General features: G+C 64.9%; 9 protein-coding genes and 1 tRNA gene. 1 reads left to right on the forward strand and 9 read right to left on the reverse strand.

Annotated features, from left to right (window positions below; all coding sequences use genetic code 11):
- The first annotated feature begins 626 nt into the window (after nt 1–626).
- A complete protein-coding gene (locus OXU50_00735) occupies nt 627–3,074 on the forward strand; it encodes a hypothetical protein (protein ID MDD9868417.1) in 2,448 nt (815 codons plus the stop codon).
- An 88-nt stretch (nt 3,075–3,162) separates the two neighbouring features.
- Here the strand turns inward: OXU50_00735 and rpoC are convergent, their stop codons facing one another.
- The 9 genes from rpoC to OXU50_00780 all read right to left on the reverse strand — a co-directional run bounded on the left by rpoC (nt 3,163) and on the right by OXU50_00780 (nt 14,856).
- Complete coding sequence (gene rpoC / locus OXU50_00740) at nt 3,163–7,371, reverse strand: DNA-directed RNA polymerase subunit beta' (protein ID MDD9868418.1); 4,209 nt, start codon at nt 7,369–7,371, stop codon at nt 3,163–3,165.
- A gap of 25 nt (nt 7,372–7,396) precedes the next feature.
- On the reverse strand, nt 7,397–11,515 hold the full coding sequence (gene rpoB / locus OXU50_00745; protein MDD9868419.1) for a DNA-directed RNA polymerase subunit beta: 4,119 nt from the start codon (nt 11,513–11,515) through the stop codon (nt 7,397–7,399).
- A 122-nt stretch (nt 11,516–11,637) separates the two neighbouring features.
- Nucleotides 11,638–12,018: a 50S ribosomal protein L7/L12 gene (gene rplL / locus OXU50_00750; GenBank protein ID MDD9868420.1), complete on the reverse strand. Its 381-nt coding sequence runs from the start codon at nt 12,016–12,018 to the stop codon at nt 11,638–11,640.
- Between the two features lie 47 nt (nt 12,019–12,065).
- Nucleotides 12,066–12,596, reverse strand: coding sequence for a 50S ribosomal protein L10 (rplJ, locus tag OXU50_00755; protein ID MDD9868421.1), 531 nt, complete (start codon nt 12,594–12,596; stop codon nt 12,066–12,068).
- 16 nt (nt 12,597–12,612) lie between these two features.
- Entirely contained in the window at nt 12,613–13,311 is a 699-nt protein-coding gene (gene rplA, locus OXU50_00760) for a 50S ribosomal protein L1 (protein ID MDD9868422.1), read from the reverse strand.
- The gene (rplK, locus tag OXU50_00765) at nt 13,308–13,739 is read right to left on the reverse strand and encodes a 50S ribosomal protein L11 (GenBank protein ID MDD9868423.1); all 432 of its coding nucleotides are present in this window, start codon (nt 13,737–13,739) and stop codon (nt 13,308–13,310) included. Before rplK ends, rplA begins: the two co-directional genes overlap by 4 nt.
- A 12-nt stretch (nt 13,740–13,751) precedes the next feature.
- Nucleotides 13,752–14,351 carry a transcription termination/antitermination protein NusG gene (nusG, locus tag OXU50_00770; GenBank protein ID MDD9868424.1) on the reverse strand — a complete coding sequence of 200 codons (600 nt, stop codon included), beginning with the start codon at nt 14,349–14,351 and terminating at the stop codon, nt 13,752–13,754.
- 23 nt (nt 14,352–14,374) lie between these two features.
- The gene (secE, locus tag OXU50_00775) at nt 14,375–14,758 is read right to left on the reverse strand and encodes a preprotein translocase subunit SecE (GenBank protein ID MDD9868425.1); all 384 of its coding nucleotides are present in this window, start codon (nt 14,756–14,758) and stop codon (nt 14,375–14,377) included.
- A 22-nt stretch (nt 14,759–14,780) separates the two neighbouring features.
- Nucleotides 14,781–14,856: transfer RNA gene (locus OXU50_00780), tRNA-Trp, on the reverse strand.
- Between the last annotated feature and the right edge of the window lie 129 nt (nt 14,857–14,985).

Genomic DNA, 14,985 nt, shown 5'->3' on the forward strand with positions numbered 1-14,985 from the left:
CGCCCGGGGGGTGCGACTCCAAGGTCCTCCCCTTAAACCCCCTGAGGGGGCCCCGTGCCACCCTCCGCGCCACCCCCCCCCCCCCCACATACCCCCCCCCCCCCCCCCCCCCGGTAGCGCGGCGGCGAAATAGATTAGAGTGCGCGTTTGGCGCGCTGTTATATGGTTGCAGGTGGGCATTGTTGCTTGCCGCAGTGTTGTTTGTGACGCCCGCCGAGGCGCAGGACAACACTGTTACTGTCAGATTCACTGTAGCGAATCAAGTCCTTACAATCAAAGAGGGTGATACCGCTGAGTTAGCTCTCGCTATTGACGGTACCCCCACTGCCGGAATCGTTTTGTACTACGAGATACAGGGTAGCGATATGGGCGGAATAAGCCGTTATGAGCGGCAGAACATGAGAGATGCAGTAACAGGTTGTATAGGAGAAAGGCCCTGTACGACCACAGAATTAGACAGGACTACCGGTAGCGTCACTATTCCCGCCAATTATGATGGTGCTCCAGTTGCTTTCGTCACGGCAGTGGTTGACAACATGGATGAAGCAGTCAAACTTTTTGACCTTGAAATCGTCAGGGTCGCTAGTGAGGGCACAGACATGGTCCGCACAAATCCCCTATTAACCTTGGCAGTCATAGCTATTGACGACTCCCCCACCGCAACCCTGACCCCGCCCCAAACGACGATTACCGAAGGCGGGGAGGCCGTCCTGACGGCGGCCCTCAACAAGACAAGACAGCATGCCGTCACAGTGCGTTACACGGTGACGACCAGCACCGCCAACCCGCCGCCTTTCAGGGACAACACCGGCGGCAGTGTCGCCATCCCCGCAGGCGAGACCCGCGCCGATATCCGGATTGCCAGTTTGCCGACCACCGATATTGGCGCCGGCGCCGGCTCGCTGACGGTCGCCCTGGACACGCTGACGGACGGCGCCGGAAGCGACCCCGTCAGCATCGCCGGAACTTCGGTGATTACCGTGCAGTTCGTCGCGTTTGACCTCGCGCCGCCGCAATTCGTGCAGGCCGACCAGCCCGGCTGGAGCGGCGGCCAGTCGGTGCTGTGGCTGCAAGTGAACGAGGACTTCAAGGCGCTGCCGCACCCGGCGGGCGCGAACGCCGCGACGCTGCCGGTTGAAACGCCGAGCGAAACCACGCTGGACAGCCGCGACTTCACGCTGACCGAAAACCCCGGCGCGAGCGAGCGGAACATCGCCGTCGGGCGCGTCGAGGTGGTGGCGGAACACCGCGCGCTGAAACTGACGCTTGAGAACGCCATCGCCGATGTGCAGACGCTGCGCGTCGTCTATGCGCGCGTCGGCGCCAACGCAATTTACGACACCGCGCCGGAGAACGACCTGGCGCAGAACGGCAGGCGCAACGCGATGACATCGCAAACACTGTCGCTGACGGCAGACCCGACCGCCGACGCCGACACCGACGGCATACCGGACGCGGCGGAGGCGAGAATTGCCACCGCTGCGGGCAACCCGTTTGTGGATGTTACCGAGGAGCAGCAGCCGATGTTCTCCATCAGCCGCATGGCGGCGCAGGAACCGATTGCGTATTCCGGCATTCGCGCGGACGGCGTGGCCGATCATCTGGGCTATGCGGTTACCGGCGCGGAAACAGTTGCCGCGTATTACCGCAGCGACACCTTCGGCCATGACGGAACCTACCAGTGCGCCAGCGGCCAATTCCCGGCCAACTACGACGCGCCGCTTGCCGACGGAGGCTGCGCGCCGGTGGATTGGGGCAACATCGCACCGGGCGTTGACCACACGATTGCATGGCTTGTGCAGTCAGATGAAGGTGTGTGGGCCGTGAACCTCAACACCGACAGCAACCTGCCGGAACAAACCATTTACCGGATACCGGAACTGAACATGGCGTCGCAACGCCTGTTCACGACCGGCGCTGCGGTAACCGTGCGCGCAACGGCGGACGATGGCCGTTCATTCACCGCCTCGGCCTCGGCGGACGGCGTCTGGACAATGGATCAGGTGGCCGGCAGCAGCGTCTCGCTGTGGCGCCCGTCGCCAACGCCGCCGACGGCCAGCGATTATTCGCTCGGCCTGACAACGCAAACAGTCGTCGTCGTGGCCGCCGCAGACAGCGTGATACCGCCGGTGCCGGGACGCCCGCTGCTGATGCGCGGCGCCGATGTCGTCAATGCGCTGGCCGAAGGCTCGGCCCACGAGTTGCACATACCGTTGGAGAACGGCGGCGTCATCACAACCGAGACGCATACGATTGCGGCATCCGACCTTGCCGGCCTTGCCGGCACGGTAACGGATGTGGCAGTGCGCCTGCCGGGCGGCGGCGACAGTGTCTCTGCGGTGTTCCGCTACCCGGTGGTGTCGGCGACAAACCATCCGCTGGCGTCATCGGGCGATGCAGACGGCGACGGCATCGCCGACATGCTGGATGACTTTGACGCCCTGTCGCACCTGCCGGTGTCGGCGACCGGGGCGGTGCGCCACATTCGCCCGGTGTTCCGTTCACACCGCCTGCGCGCGGGTGATGAGACGCTGGCGAGAGTGGCCGCCGCCGACACGGTGGATTACAACGCCTGGCAGGCGTCCGAGTTTGCCACCGGTTCGGTCGTGTATGACTTCACGATATACGAAGTGGATTACGCGGCGGTGTCATCGGCGACACCGACCGGCGGCATGGCGGGCGTGATTATTCCGCTGCCGCAAGCGTTTCGCGGCGCAGGCGTGGAGGTGTTCAAGGTGGGGCGCGGACAGTTTGACCGCAGCGGCGGCGACCGCTACGGCTTTGCCATGCGCCGCACCGAAGATGGCGGATGCCCTGATGATGCGGACGGCCTGTACAGCCTTGCCTCAGGCGATTGCCTGGCAGTGTATGTAACGGACGGCGGCCCGAACGACGACGATGGCGTGGCTAACGGCGTCATCAAGGACCCGCTCGGCGTCCGTGTTGGCGGTGGCGGCGGCAGCGGCAGCGGCAGCAGCGGTGCATTCGGCCCCGTTGCGCTGTTTGTGCTGGTAATGCTGGCCGTGCTGATGCTGCTGTCGGCGTCACGGCTGCGCCGCCAACGCATGGCCTGAACTCCGCACTGCACTACCCCGCCGCGCTGCCGCTGCCGGCGGCACGGCGGCGGGCATAGCCTGACCCGCGCAGGCGCGCGGTCGGCGCTTACGCCTCCTTGCCGGCGACCTCGGCGGCGGGTTTCTTCGGCTCTGTTGGGGCGGGCTTTTCCGGTGCTGCGGCGCCGGCGGCCTGGATGCTGGCTGACAGGCCCTCCTCGAGAGCGGTCATCTCCATTTCCAGTTCGCTGCGGCGCTGGTCGCGCGAGACCCAGCCGCTGCCCGCCGGAATCAGGCGCCCGACGATGACATTCTCCTTCAGGCCGCGCAGGTGGTCTTTGGCGTTGCGCACGATGGCCTCGGTCAGGACGCGCGTGGTTTCCTGGAACGACGCCGCCGATACGAACGACTCGGTGACCAGCGACGCCTTGGTGATGCCGAGCAGCAGCGGATTGTATTGCGCGGGCTTCTTGCCCTCGCGCTCGAGTTTCTCGTTCAGTTCCGTCAGTTCCTTCTTCTCGACGGTGTCGCCGACGAGGTAGCTGCTGTCGTTCGTCGCCGTGATCTCGACCTTGCGAAGCATCTGGCGGATGATGACCTCGATGTGCTTGTCGTTGATCTTGACGCCCTGCAGGCGATAGACATCCTGAATCTCCTTGACCAGGTATTCGGCCAGCGCGCTGACGCCGAGCAGGCGCAGAATGTCGTGCGAGTTGAATTCGCCCTCGGAGATGATCTCGCCCTGCTCGACCTGCTCGCCCTCGAGGATTTCAATGCGCCGCCATTTCGGAACCAGCATCTCGACCGGGTCGCCGTTGTCGCCGGTGATGATGATGCGCTGCTTGCCCTTGGTCTCCCTGCCGAAACTGACGGTGCCGGTGGCCTCGGCGAGTATCGCCGACTCCTTCGGCTTGCGCGCCTCGAACAGGTCGGCGACGCGCGGCAGGCCGCCGGTGATGTCGCGGGTCTTGGTGCTTTCCTGCGGGATGCGCGCGATGACATCGCCGATGCCGACCTCGGCGCCGTCGGTCAGCGTGACGACGGCGCCCGGTATCAGGCGGTAACTGGCCGGGCGCCCGTTCGGCAGCATCACGGCGCGGCCCTTGCCGTCCTCCAGGTTGATGGTCGGCGTCTGCTCCTTGCTGACCGCGGTGACGGTCGTTGAACTGATGCCGGTCATCTCGTCGGTCTGGCTGGCGACATTGATGCCGTCGGCGAACGCCTCGTGGCGGGCGGTGCCGGCGACCTCGGAGATGATCGGGTGCATGTGCGGGTCCCAGTGGGCGACGACCTGGCCGGCCTTGACGGCGTCGCCGTCGGCGACCGTCAGGCGCGCGCCGTACGGAATCTTGTAGCGTTCCTGCTCGCTGCCGTGCTCGGACATGACGCTGACTTCGCCGGAGCGCGACACGACGACGCTTTCGCCGCTGGAATGGCCGAGCAGTTTCATCCGGTGCAGGCGCACCGAGCCGCTGCCGTTGACGGCGACATTGTTGATGGCGACCGAGCGGCTGGCGGCGCCGCCGATGTGGAATGTCCGCATCGTCAACTGGGTGCCGGGTTCGCCGATGGACTGCGCGGCGATGATGCCGACCGCCTCGCCGAGGTTGATCAGATAGCCGCGCGCGAGGTCGCGCCCGTAGCATTTCGCGCAGATGCCGTAGCGCGTCTCGCAGGTGATCGGCGAGCGCACCTTGATCTGGTCAACGCCGTGGCGGTCGAGTTGCTTCAGTTGCTCCTCGTCGAGCAGCGTGCCCGCCGCAATCAGCGTCTTCCTGCCGGACTTGATGTCCTCGACGACGACGCGGCCCAGCACGCGCTCCTCGAGCGACTCGACGATGTCGCCGCCCTCGATGTTGGGCTTGACCATGATGCCCTCCGTCGTGCCGCAATCCTCCTCGGTGACGACGAGGTCCTGGGCGGTGTCCACGAGGCGGCGCGTCAGGTAGCCGGAATTGGCGGTCTTCAGCGCGGTGTCGGCGAGGCCCTTGCGCGCGCCGTGCGTCGAGATGAAGTACTGCAGGATGTTCAGGCCCTCGCGGAAGTTCGCCGTAATCGGCGTCTCGATAATCGAGCCGTCGGGCTTGGCCATCAGCCCGCGCATGCCGGCGAGTTGGCGGATTTGCAGCGCCGAGCCGCGCGCGCCCGAGTCGGCCATCATGAAAATCGAGTTGAACGACGGCTGGCTGACGCGGTTGCCGTCGCTGTCAACGACCTCCTCGGTGCTGAGCTCGTCCATCATGCGGTTGGCGATGCGGTCGTTGGCGTTGGACCAGATATCAATGACCTTGTTGTATTTCTCGCCGGCGGTTACGAAGCCGGAGGCGTACTGGTTCTCGATTTCCTTCACCTCGTCCTCGACCTCGTTCAGTATCACCTGCTTGTCGCTCGGCACCACCATGTCGTCCACGCCGAACGACACGGCGGAGCGGGTCGCGTAGCGGAAGCCCGTGTACATCAGCCGGTCGGCGAAGATGACCGTTTCCTTCAGGCTGGTCTTGCGGTGGCTGACATCCACCAGTTCGAGGATGCCGCGCTTGTCGAGCACCCGGTCCACCAGTTCAAACGGCAGGTTGGGGGGCAGGATTTGCGCCAGTTTGGCGCGCCCGACCGTGGTCTCGATGCGCTTGCCGCTGTCGTCGCCCTCGCGGTAGGGGCGCTCCAGCCGCACCTCGATGCGGGCGTGCAGTTCAACGCAGCCGGCGGCGTAAGCGCGCTCCAGTTCGCCGAAATCGGCGAACTTCATGCCGGCGCCGGCGGCGTCGGCGCGTTCGCGCGTCATGTAATAGAGGCCGAGCACGATGTCCTGCGACGGCACGATGATGGGGTTGCCGTTGGCGGGCGACAGGATGTTGTTGGTGGACATCATCAGGCAGCGCGCCTCCAGTTGCGCCTCAAGCGACAGCGGCACATGCACCGCCATCTGGTCGCCGTCGAAATCGGCGTTGAAGGCGGCGCACACCAGCGGGTGCAGTTGAATCGCCTTGCCCTCAATCAGCACCGGCTCGAACGCCTGCACGCCGAGGCGGTGCAGCGTCGGCGCGCGGTTCAGCAGGATCGGGTATTCGTGGATAATCTCCTCGAGGATGTCCCACACCTCCGGCCCCTCTTTCTCGACGAGTTTCTTGGCGGTCTTGATGGTCGTAACCAGGCCGCGCCTGTAAAGCCTGCTGTAAATGAACGGCTTGAACAACTCAACCGCCATTTTCTTCGGCAGGCCGCACTGGTGCAGTTTCAGCGTCGGGCCGACGACGATGACCGAGCGCCCCGAATAGTCCACGCGCTTGCCGAGCAGGTTCTGGCGAAAGCGCCCCTGCTTGCCCTTGATCATGTCGGCCAGCGATTTCAGCGGGCGCTTGTTGGTGCCGGTCACGACGCGCCCGCGCCGGCCGTTGTCGAGCAGCGCGTCCACCGCCTCCTGCAGCATGCGCTTCTCGTTGCGCACGATGATCTCGGGCGAGCCGAGTTCCAGCAGCCGCTTCAGGCGGTTGTTGCGGTTGATGACGCGGCGGTAGAGGTCGTTGAGGTCGGAGGCCGCGAAACGCCCGTCGCTGAGCGGCACCAGCGGGCGCAGGTCCGGCGGCAGCACCGGCAGCACCGTCAAAATCATCCATTCCGGCTTGCTGCCCGAGCGAATGAACTGCTTGGCCAGTTTCAGCCGCTTCGACAGCCGCTTCAGTTTGGCGTCCGAAGTGGTGCCGGCGATTTCCTCCTGCAATTCAAGCGCGGTCTTCTCGAGGTCTATTTTCTTCAGGAACTGCAGAATGGCCTCGGCGCCCATGCGCGCGGTGAACTGGTCGCCGTACTCCTCGATCTTGTCGAAATACTCCTCGTCGGTCAGCAACTGGCCTTCCTTGAGGTCGGTCATGCCCGGCTCGATGACGATGTAACTCTCGAAATACAGCACGCTCTCGATGTCGCGCAGCGTCATGTCGAGCAGCAGGCCGATGCGCGACGGCAGCGACTTCAGGAACCAGATGTGCGCGACCGGGCTTGCCAGGTCAATGTGCCCCATGCGCTCGCGGCGCACGCGCGTCAGCGTCACCTCGACGCCGCATTTCTCGCAGACCACGCCGCGGTGCTTGAGGCGCTTGTACTTGCCGCACAGGCATTCGTAGTCCTTGACCGGGCCGAAAATCTTGGCGCAGAACAGGCCCTCGCGCTCGGGCTTGAAGGTGCGGTAGTTGATGGTCTCGGGCTTGCGCACCTCGCCGAAGGACCACGAGCGAATCTCGTCGGGCGACGCCGCGCCGATGCGGAGGTAGTCGAAGTCCTCGACGCCCTCGTTCTGCTTCATCAGGTTGAAAAACTGCTTCATGTCTTCTCCGGGAGCCGCCGCGCCGTCAGGCGCCCTTGCCGTCAAGGGCGATGCTGATGCCGAGCGAGCGGATTTCCTTCATCAGCACATTGAAAGACTCGGGAATGCCGGCCTCGGTCGTGTAGTCGCCGTTGACGATGTTCTTGTACATGCGGTTTCTGCCGCGCACATCGTCCGACTTGACCGTCAGCATTTCCTGCAGGATGTGCGCCGCGCCGTAGGCCTCCAGCGCCCACACCTCCATCTCGCCGAAACGCTGGCCGCCGAACTGCGCCTTGCCGCCGAGCGGCTGCTGCGTGATCATGCTGTACGGGCCGGTCGAGCGCGCGTGCATCTTGTCGTCGGCGAGGTGGTTGAGTTTCATGATGTAGGCGTAGCCGACGGTCACCGGGCGGTCGAACGGCTCGCCCGAACGCCCGTCGTAGAGCACCGCCTGGCCCGATTCGGGCAGCCCGGCCATCGCCAGCAGGCCCTTGATTTCGCTCTCGCTGGCGCCGTCGAACACCGGCGTCGCAATCGGCACGCCGGCGCGCAGGTTTTCGGCCAGCGAGCGGATTTCGTCGTCGCTCAGCGTTTTCAGCGCGCCGCCGGCGCGGCCCTCGCCGTAGTCGTACACTTTCTGCAGCAGCGCGCGGATTTTGGCCTGCGAGGCGGAGCCGTCCAGCAGCCGGCTGATTTGCCTTCCGAGTTCCTTCGCCGCCCAGCCGAGGTGCGTCTCGAGCACCTGGCCGACATTCATCCGCGACGGCACCCCCAGCGGGTTCAGCAGGATGTCCACCGGCGTTCCGTCCTCGAGGTACGGCATGTCCTCGACCGGCACGATCATCGAGACCACGCCCTTGTTGCCGTGGCGCCCGGCCAGTTTGTCGCCCGGCTGTATGCGCCGCTTCATCGCCAGGTACACCTTGACGATCTTCAGCACATCCGGCGCCATGACATCGCCGGCCTCGAGTTTCGAGCGCCGCAGGCGGAAATTCTCGCCGGAGCGCTCGCGCTGGTCCTTGAAGCGCGCCGACAGGCGCTCGAGGTTGCGGCTGACCGTCTCGTTCTGCATCCGCACCAGGAACCATTTCTCGCGCTCCAGCGCGTCGAGGTACGACGCCGTCACCCTGGCGCCGGCCTTGAGGCCGTTGGGGCCGCCGGCGGCGGTCTTGCCGGTGACCAGTTTTCTGACACGGTCGAAGAGGTCGTCCTCGTAGATCCTGAGTTCGTCGTCCATGTCCTTGCGCATTTTCTCGATCTCGCCGCGCTCGATCGCCAGCGCGCGGTCGTCCTTGGCGCCGCCCTCGCGCGTGAAGACCTTGACATCAATGATGGTGCCCTCGATGCCGGAGGGAACCCGCAGCGAGTTGTCCTTCACATCCGACGCCTTCTCGCCGAAGATCGCGCGCAGCAGTTTTTCCTCCGGCGTCAACTGGTTCTCGCCCTTCGGCGTCACCTTGCCGACGAGAATGTCGCCCGGCCTGACATCGGCGCCGATGTGGACGATGCCGGACTCGTCGAGTTTCGACAGAAAGCCCTCGCCGATGTTCGGGATGTCGGCGGTGATTTCCTCGTTGCCGAGTTTGGTGCTGCGCGCCGTGCAGGTCAGTTCCTTGATGTGGATCGTCGTGTAGCGCTCCTCCTCGACGAGGCGCTCGGAAATCAGGATTGAGTCCTCAAAGTTGTAGCCGTTCCACGGCATGAACGCAACCAGCACATTCTGCCCGAGCGCCAGTTCGCCCTGGTCGGTCGAGGAGGCGTCGGCCAGCACATCGCCGCGCTCGATGACATCGCCGACCTTGACCAGCGGGCGGTGGTTGATGCAGGTGTCCTGGTTGGAGCGGGTGTATTTGGTCAGTTTGTAGATGTCCACCCCGGAGTCGCCGGCCTGCGCCTCCTGGTCGCCGACCTTGACGACGATGCGCGCGGCGTCCACCGTGTCAACGACGCCGGCGCGGCGCGCGCACAGAATGGCGCCGGAGTCGGCGGCGACGCGGCGCTCGATGCCGGTGCCGACCAGCGGCTTTTCGCTGCGCAGCGTCGGCACGGCCTGGCGCTGCATGTTCGAGCCCATCAGCGCGCGGTTGGCGTCGTCGTGCTCAAGAAACGGAATCAGCGCCGCCGCCACCGACACAATCTGCTTCGGCGAGATGTCCATGTAGTCCACCTTGTCGGGCGTGAACATGATGAATTCGTTGTGCTTGCGGCACGAGACGAGTTCGTCGGTCAGCCGGCCCTTCGCGTCTATCATGGCGTTGGCCTGGGCGATGGTGTAGTGGCTCTCGTCTATCGCCGACAGGTGATCAATCTTCTGCGTAACGACGCCCTTCTCGACCTTCAGGTACGGCGTCTCGATGAAGCCGTACGAGTTCGGGCGCGCATACATCGCGAGCGAGTTGATTAGCCCGATGTTGGGGCCTTCCGGGGTCTCGATCGGGCACAGCCTTCCGTAGTGGGTCGGGTGCACATCGCGCACCTCGAAACTGGCGCGTTCGCGCGCGAGGCCGCCGGGGCCGAGCGCCGAGATGCGCCGCTTGTGCGTGACCTCGGCCAGCGGGTTGTTCTGGTCCATGAATTGCGACAACTGGCTGGAGCCGAAAAATTCCTTGATGGCCGCCGACACCGGCTTGGAGTTGACCAGTTCCTGCGGCATCAGTTCCTCGACCTCGGCGAATGTCAGGCGCTCGCGGACGACGCGCTCGATGCGGACGAGGCCGAGGCGCAGCGCGTTCTCGGCGGTCTCGCCGACGCTGCGGACGCGGCGGTTGCCGAGGTGGTCAATGTCGTCCACCATGCCGGTGCCGTCGCGAATCGAAATCAGCGCGCGCATCACATCGAGCACATCGCCGCGGTCGAGCGTGCCGGCGCCGGTGCCGGACTCGCGCCCGATGCGGCGGTTGAATTTCATGCGCCCGACTTCCGACAGGTCGTAGCGGTCGGCGTTCATGAACAGGTTTTTGAACAGGTTCTCGGCGGCCTCCTTCGCCGGCGGCTCGCCGGGGCGCATCATCCGGTAGATTTCAAACTGCGCCTCCAGTTTGCTGCGCCCGGTGGCGTCGAGGCGCAGGGTGTCGGACATGAACGGGCCGCGGTCAATCTCGTTGGTGTAGAGCGTCTCGAACTCGCGGATGCCGGCCTGTTCCAGCGTCTCCAGCAGTTCGGCGGTGACGCGCTCGTTGGCGCCGGCGATCAACTCGCCGGTCTTCTTGTCCACGACGCCTTTCGCCAGCACCTTGCCGACCAGGTATTCCTGCGGCACCTGCAGCGTCTTGACGCCGGATTTCTTCACCTGCGCGACATGCCCGGCGGTGATCCGGCGCCCCGCCTCGACCAGCCGCCGGCCCTTGATCTCGATGTCAAACTTGACGACCTCGCCGCGCAGGCGCTCGGGAATCAACTGCATCTTGTAGATGCCGCCGGTGCGGCGTATCGTGTCGGTCTCGAAGAAGGTGTCGAGGATCTCCTCGTCCTCCATGCCGAAGGCCCGCAGCAGGACCGTCGCCGGCAACTTGCGGCGCCGGTCAATGCGGACGAACAGGCAGTCCTTCGGGTCGAACTCGAAATCCAGCCACGAGCCGCGGTAGGGAATGACCCGCGCCGAGTACAGCAACTTGCCGGAGGAGTGGGTCTTGCCCTTGTCGTGCTCGAAGAACACGCCGGGCGAGCGGTGCAGTTGCGAGACGACGACGCGCTCGGTGCCGTTGATGACGAAGGTGCCGGTGTCGGTCATCAGCGGCAGTTCGCCCATGTACACATCCTGCTCCTTGACTTCCTTGACCGGCCTTTCCTCGTTCTTCGCGGCGCCCTTCTGGCGCCCGCCGCCGCCGCTCTTCTTCTCGTACAGCACCAGTTTCATGAACACCTTCAGCGGCGCCGCATAGGTGCGCCCGCGCATCATGCATTCGCTGACATCGAACTCCGGCTTGCCGAGTTCGTAGCGCTCGTAGAACAGCCGGGCGTTGCCCGAATGGCTGCTGATCGGGAAGACCGAACTGAAAATGCCGTGCAGGCCCTTTTCCTTGCGTTTCTCGTGCGGCGTCTCCCGCTGCAGGAACCCGTGGTAGGAGTCAACCTGCATTTGCAGCATGTTGGGCACTTCCAGCCGCTCGGACTTCTTGCCGAAATTCTTGCGGATGCGCTTCTTCTCGGTAAAGCTGTACATCGGTTCTCCGGGGTTTCTCGCAGGCTCAGGCCGCCGGCGCCCGCGAGCGGGCGCGCAAACGGACAGGACAACCGCCGCGGCAAACGGCGGTACGAACGGCGGGGCGGCGGCCCGGCGCGGGCTTATTTAAGCTCAACGGCGCCGCCGGCTTCTTCGAGTTGCTTCTTGATTTCCTCGGCGTCTTTGGCGGCGACCCCCTCCTTGACCGTCGCCGGCGCGCCCTCGACCAGTTCCTTGGCTTCCTTCAGGCCGAGGTCGGTCACCGCGCGCACCGCCTTGATGACCGCCACCTTGTTGTCGCCATGCGAGGCGAGGACGATGTTGAACTCGTCCTTGGCGTCTTCCGCGGCGGCGGCGCCGTCGCCCGCCGCCGCCACCGGGGCGGCGGCGACGGCCGCCGCCGAGACGCCGAATTTCTCCTCCATCGAGGACACCAGGTCCACCACATCCATCACGGACATCCCGGCGATTGCGTCGAGTATTTCTTCCTTCGATAAAGCCATCATCTTTTCTCCTTCAATTGCTCCTTGATTTGTGTTTCCACCAACGCTCAAGCGGACTTTTGCTTTTCGTCACGCAAAGCGGCCACGGTGCGCACCAGTTTCGAGGCGGGCGCCGCCACGGTACGCACCAGTTTTTCCACCGGCGCCTTCATCACGGCCATCAGCAGGCTGATGGCCTGCTCGTAAGTCGGCAGGGAGGCGAGGCGCTCAAACCCCGACAAATCCTGCAACTCGCCGTCAAACGCGAGGATTTTCACTTCCAGGTCCTCGCTTTCCTTCTGAAAGTCCCTGATCAGTTTCGCGGCGGCACCCGGGTTGTCGTGCGAAAACGCCAGAATGAGCGGCCCGCGCAGCGATTCGGTCATGCACGCGAACGGCGTCCCGTCGAGCGCGCGGCGCGCGAGCGTGTTCTTGACGACGCGCAGCCAGACATCCTGTTCGCCGGCCTGCCTGCGCAGGCGCGTCAGTTCGGCCACCGTCAGGCCGTGGTAATCGGCGGCGATCGCCGAACTCGCGCGCGCCGCGACCTCGGCCACTTCCGTGACCACCCGTTTTTTCGCCTCCAGGTTCAACGCCATGTCAGTGCACCCGCCGTCAGTCGCCGAACGCGCCGCGGTCTATCTTCAGGCCCGGCCCCATCGTCGAGGACACCGTCACCTTCTGCAGAAACACGCCCTTGGCCGCCGACGGCTTGTTCCTGACGAGGTCGGCAATCAGCGCGCCGAGGTTTTCCTCGAGTTGGCTGTCCTTGAAGTCGAGGCGGCCAATGCTGCAATGCACGATGCCGCCCTTGTCAATGCGGTAGCGGGCGCGGCCCTTGCGGATGCTTTCCACCGCCGCCGCGACTTCGGCGGTGACGGTGCCGTCCTTGAGGTTGGGCATCAACCCGCGCGGCCCCAGCACCTGACCGATCTTGCCGACCGCCGGCATCGCGTCGGGCGCCGCGACCACCGCGTCGTAATCGAAATCTCCCTTGCGCGCGCGCTCAATCAGGTCGTCGAGGCCGACCGCGTCGGCGCCGGCCTTCTCGGCTTCCGCCGCCTTGTCGCCCTGCGCGAACACCGCGACCCGCACCTTGCGGCCAAGGCCGTGCGGCAGGCTGGCGGCGCCGCGCACCATCTGGTCGCCCTTGCGCGCATCCACGCCGAGGTTGATGCTGACATCAACCGATTCGCCGAATTTCACTTCCGAGCACTCGCGCAGCAGGCCGAACGCCTCGGCGGGCGCGTAGGTCTTGTCCGGGGCGCACTTGTCGGCGATGCGTTTCGCCCTTTTCGACAGCCGCGGCATCAGGCGCCCTCCACCTCGATGCCCATGCTGCGCGCGCTGCCGGCGATGGTCCGCACCGCCGCGTCCATGTCGCCGGCTGTCAGGTCGCCCTCTTTCTGGGCGACGATTTCCTCCAGTTGGCGGCGCGTCACCTTGCCGACCTTTTCCAGGTTCGGCGTGCCGCTGCCCTTGTCAATGTTGGCCGCCTTTCTGAGCAGCACCGCCGCCGGCGGCGACTTGATGACAAAGGTGAAACTCTTGTCCTCATAGACGGTGATGACCACCGGCACCGGCATGCCCTTCTCGATGCCGCCGCTGCGGTCGTTGAACGCCTTGCAGAAATCCATGATGTTGAGGCCGTGCTGGCCGAGCGCCGGGCCGACCGGCGGACTCGGGTTGGCCTCGCCCGCGGCCACCTGCATGCGGATATAAGTCTCTATTTTCTTCGCCACCGGGGAACTCCGTCAGGTTTTCTCGACCTGGTCAAAGTCCAGTTCAACCGGGGTCGAGCGCCCGAAAATCTGCACCAGCACCAGCAGCCGGCTCTTCTCGTAATTGACTTCCTCGACGGCGCCGTTGAAGTCGTTGAACGGGCCATCTATCACGCGCACGACCTCGCCCGGCTCGAACACGACCCTCGGCATCGGCTTGCCGGCGCCCTCGCGGATGCGGTTGAGGATGGCGTCCACCTCTTTCTGCGCGATCGGCGTCGGCTTCTCGCGCGAGCCGCCGACAAAGCCGAGCACGCGCGGCACATCCTTGACCAGGTGCCAGGTGTCCTCGTTCATCGCCATCTCCACCAGCAGGTAGCCGGGGAAAAACTTGCGCGACACCGTGCGCTTCTGGCCGGAGCGCATCTCGACGATTTCCTCTTTCGGCATCATAATCTGCCCGAACCGCTTCTGCATGCCGTAGCGCTCGATGCGCTCCTCGAGAAACTGCCTGACCTGGGCCTCAAAACCGGAATGAACATGCACGACATACCACGACAGGCCGGGCTTTGCGGCGCCGGCGCCGTCATCGGCGCCGCCGGCGGCATCGGCGGCGGCGGAGGTTGCATCCATCTGTTCAACGGCGTTCACGGGCGTTATTTGATCAGCAACTGCATGAACCATGCCAGCGACAGGTCGAGCAGCCACAGGAAAAGGGCGATGACAAAAACCACCGCGAACACCAGCAGCGTCGAGTGCAGCGTCTCGGACTTGCCCGGCCACACCATCTTCTGCAATTCAATGCGCGAGCCTTTCAGGAAATCGGCGACTTCATGGCCCTTTGCGGTCGTGAAAAAGATGACGACGGCGACGGCGGTCATCGCCAGTATCGCGATGACTTTTACAAACAGCCCCTGCTCGTCGAGGTAATAGAACAGGCCGACGCCGGCGGCCAGCGCCGCCGCCGCCAGCGCCAGTTTCGTCCGGTCCTGAATCGAAAGCCCCGCTTCCGTCGTCCTGGCCGCCGTTTTGCCCGCCATCGCCGCGCCCGTCCTCAGCAAATGGCAGGCCAGGAGGGACTTGAACCCCCAACCTGCGGTTTTGGAGACCGCTGCTCTGCCAATTGAGCTACTGGCCTAATCAACCCGGCGCCGCGCCGCGCCCGGCGCGTTGCGGCGCGCGCTTCGCGGTGATGCACTCCGCGCTCCGGCATTATTTGACGACCTTCGTCACGACGCCGGCGCCCACCGTGTGGCCGCCCTCGCGA

It is taken from the genome of Gammaproteobacteria bacterium (assembly GCA_028817225.1).
In the GTDB taxonomy this organism is placed as follows: Bacteria; Pseudomonadota; Gammaproteobacteria; order Poriferisulfidales; family Oxydemutatoraceae; genus Oxydemutator.

Bases quoted from the DNA above. Each gene is read 5' to 3' on its own strand.
- nusG (MDD9868424.1), bottom strand. From the start codon at position 14,351: ATGGATGCAACCTCCGCCGCCGCCGATGCCGCCGGCGGCGCCGATGAC.
- rpoB (MDD9868419.1), bottom strand. From the start codon at position 11,515: ATGTACAGCTTTACCGAGAAGAAGCGCATCCGCAAGAATTTCGGCAAG.
- secE (MDD9868425.1), bottom strand. From the start codon at position 14,758: ATGGCGGGCAAAACGGCGGCCAGGACGACGGAAGCGGGGCTTTCGATT.
- rpoC (MDD9868418.1), bottom strand. From the start codon at position 7,371: ATGAAGCAGTTTTTCAACCTGATGAAGCAGAACGAGGGCGTCGAGGAC.
- rplJ (MDD9868421.1), bottom strand. From the start codon at position 12,596: ATGGCGTTGAACCTGGAGGCGAAAAAACGGGTGGTCACGGAAGTGGCC.
- rplL (MDD9868420.1), bottom strand. From the start codon at position 12,018: ATGGCTTTATCGAAGGAAGAAATACTCGACGCAATCGCCGGGATGTCC.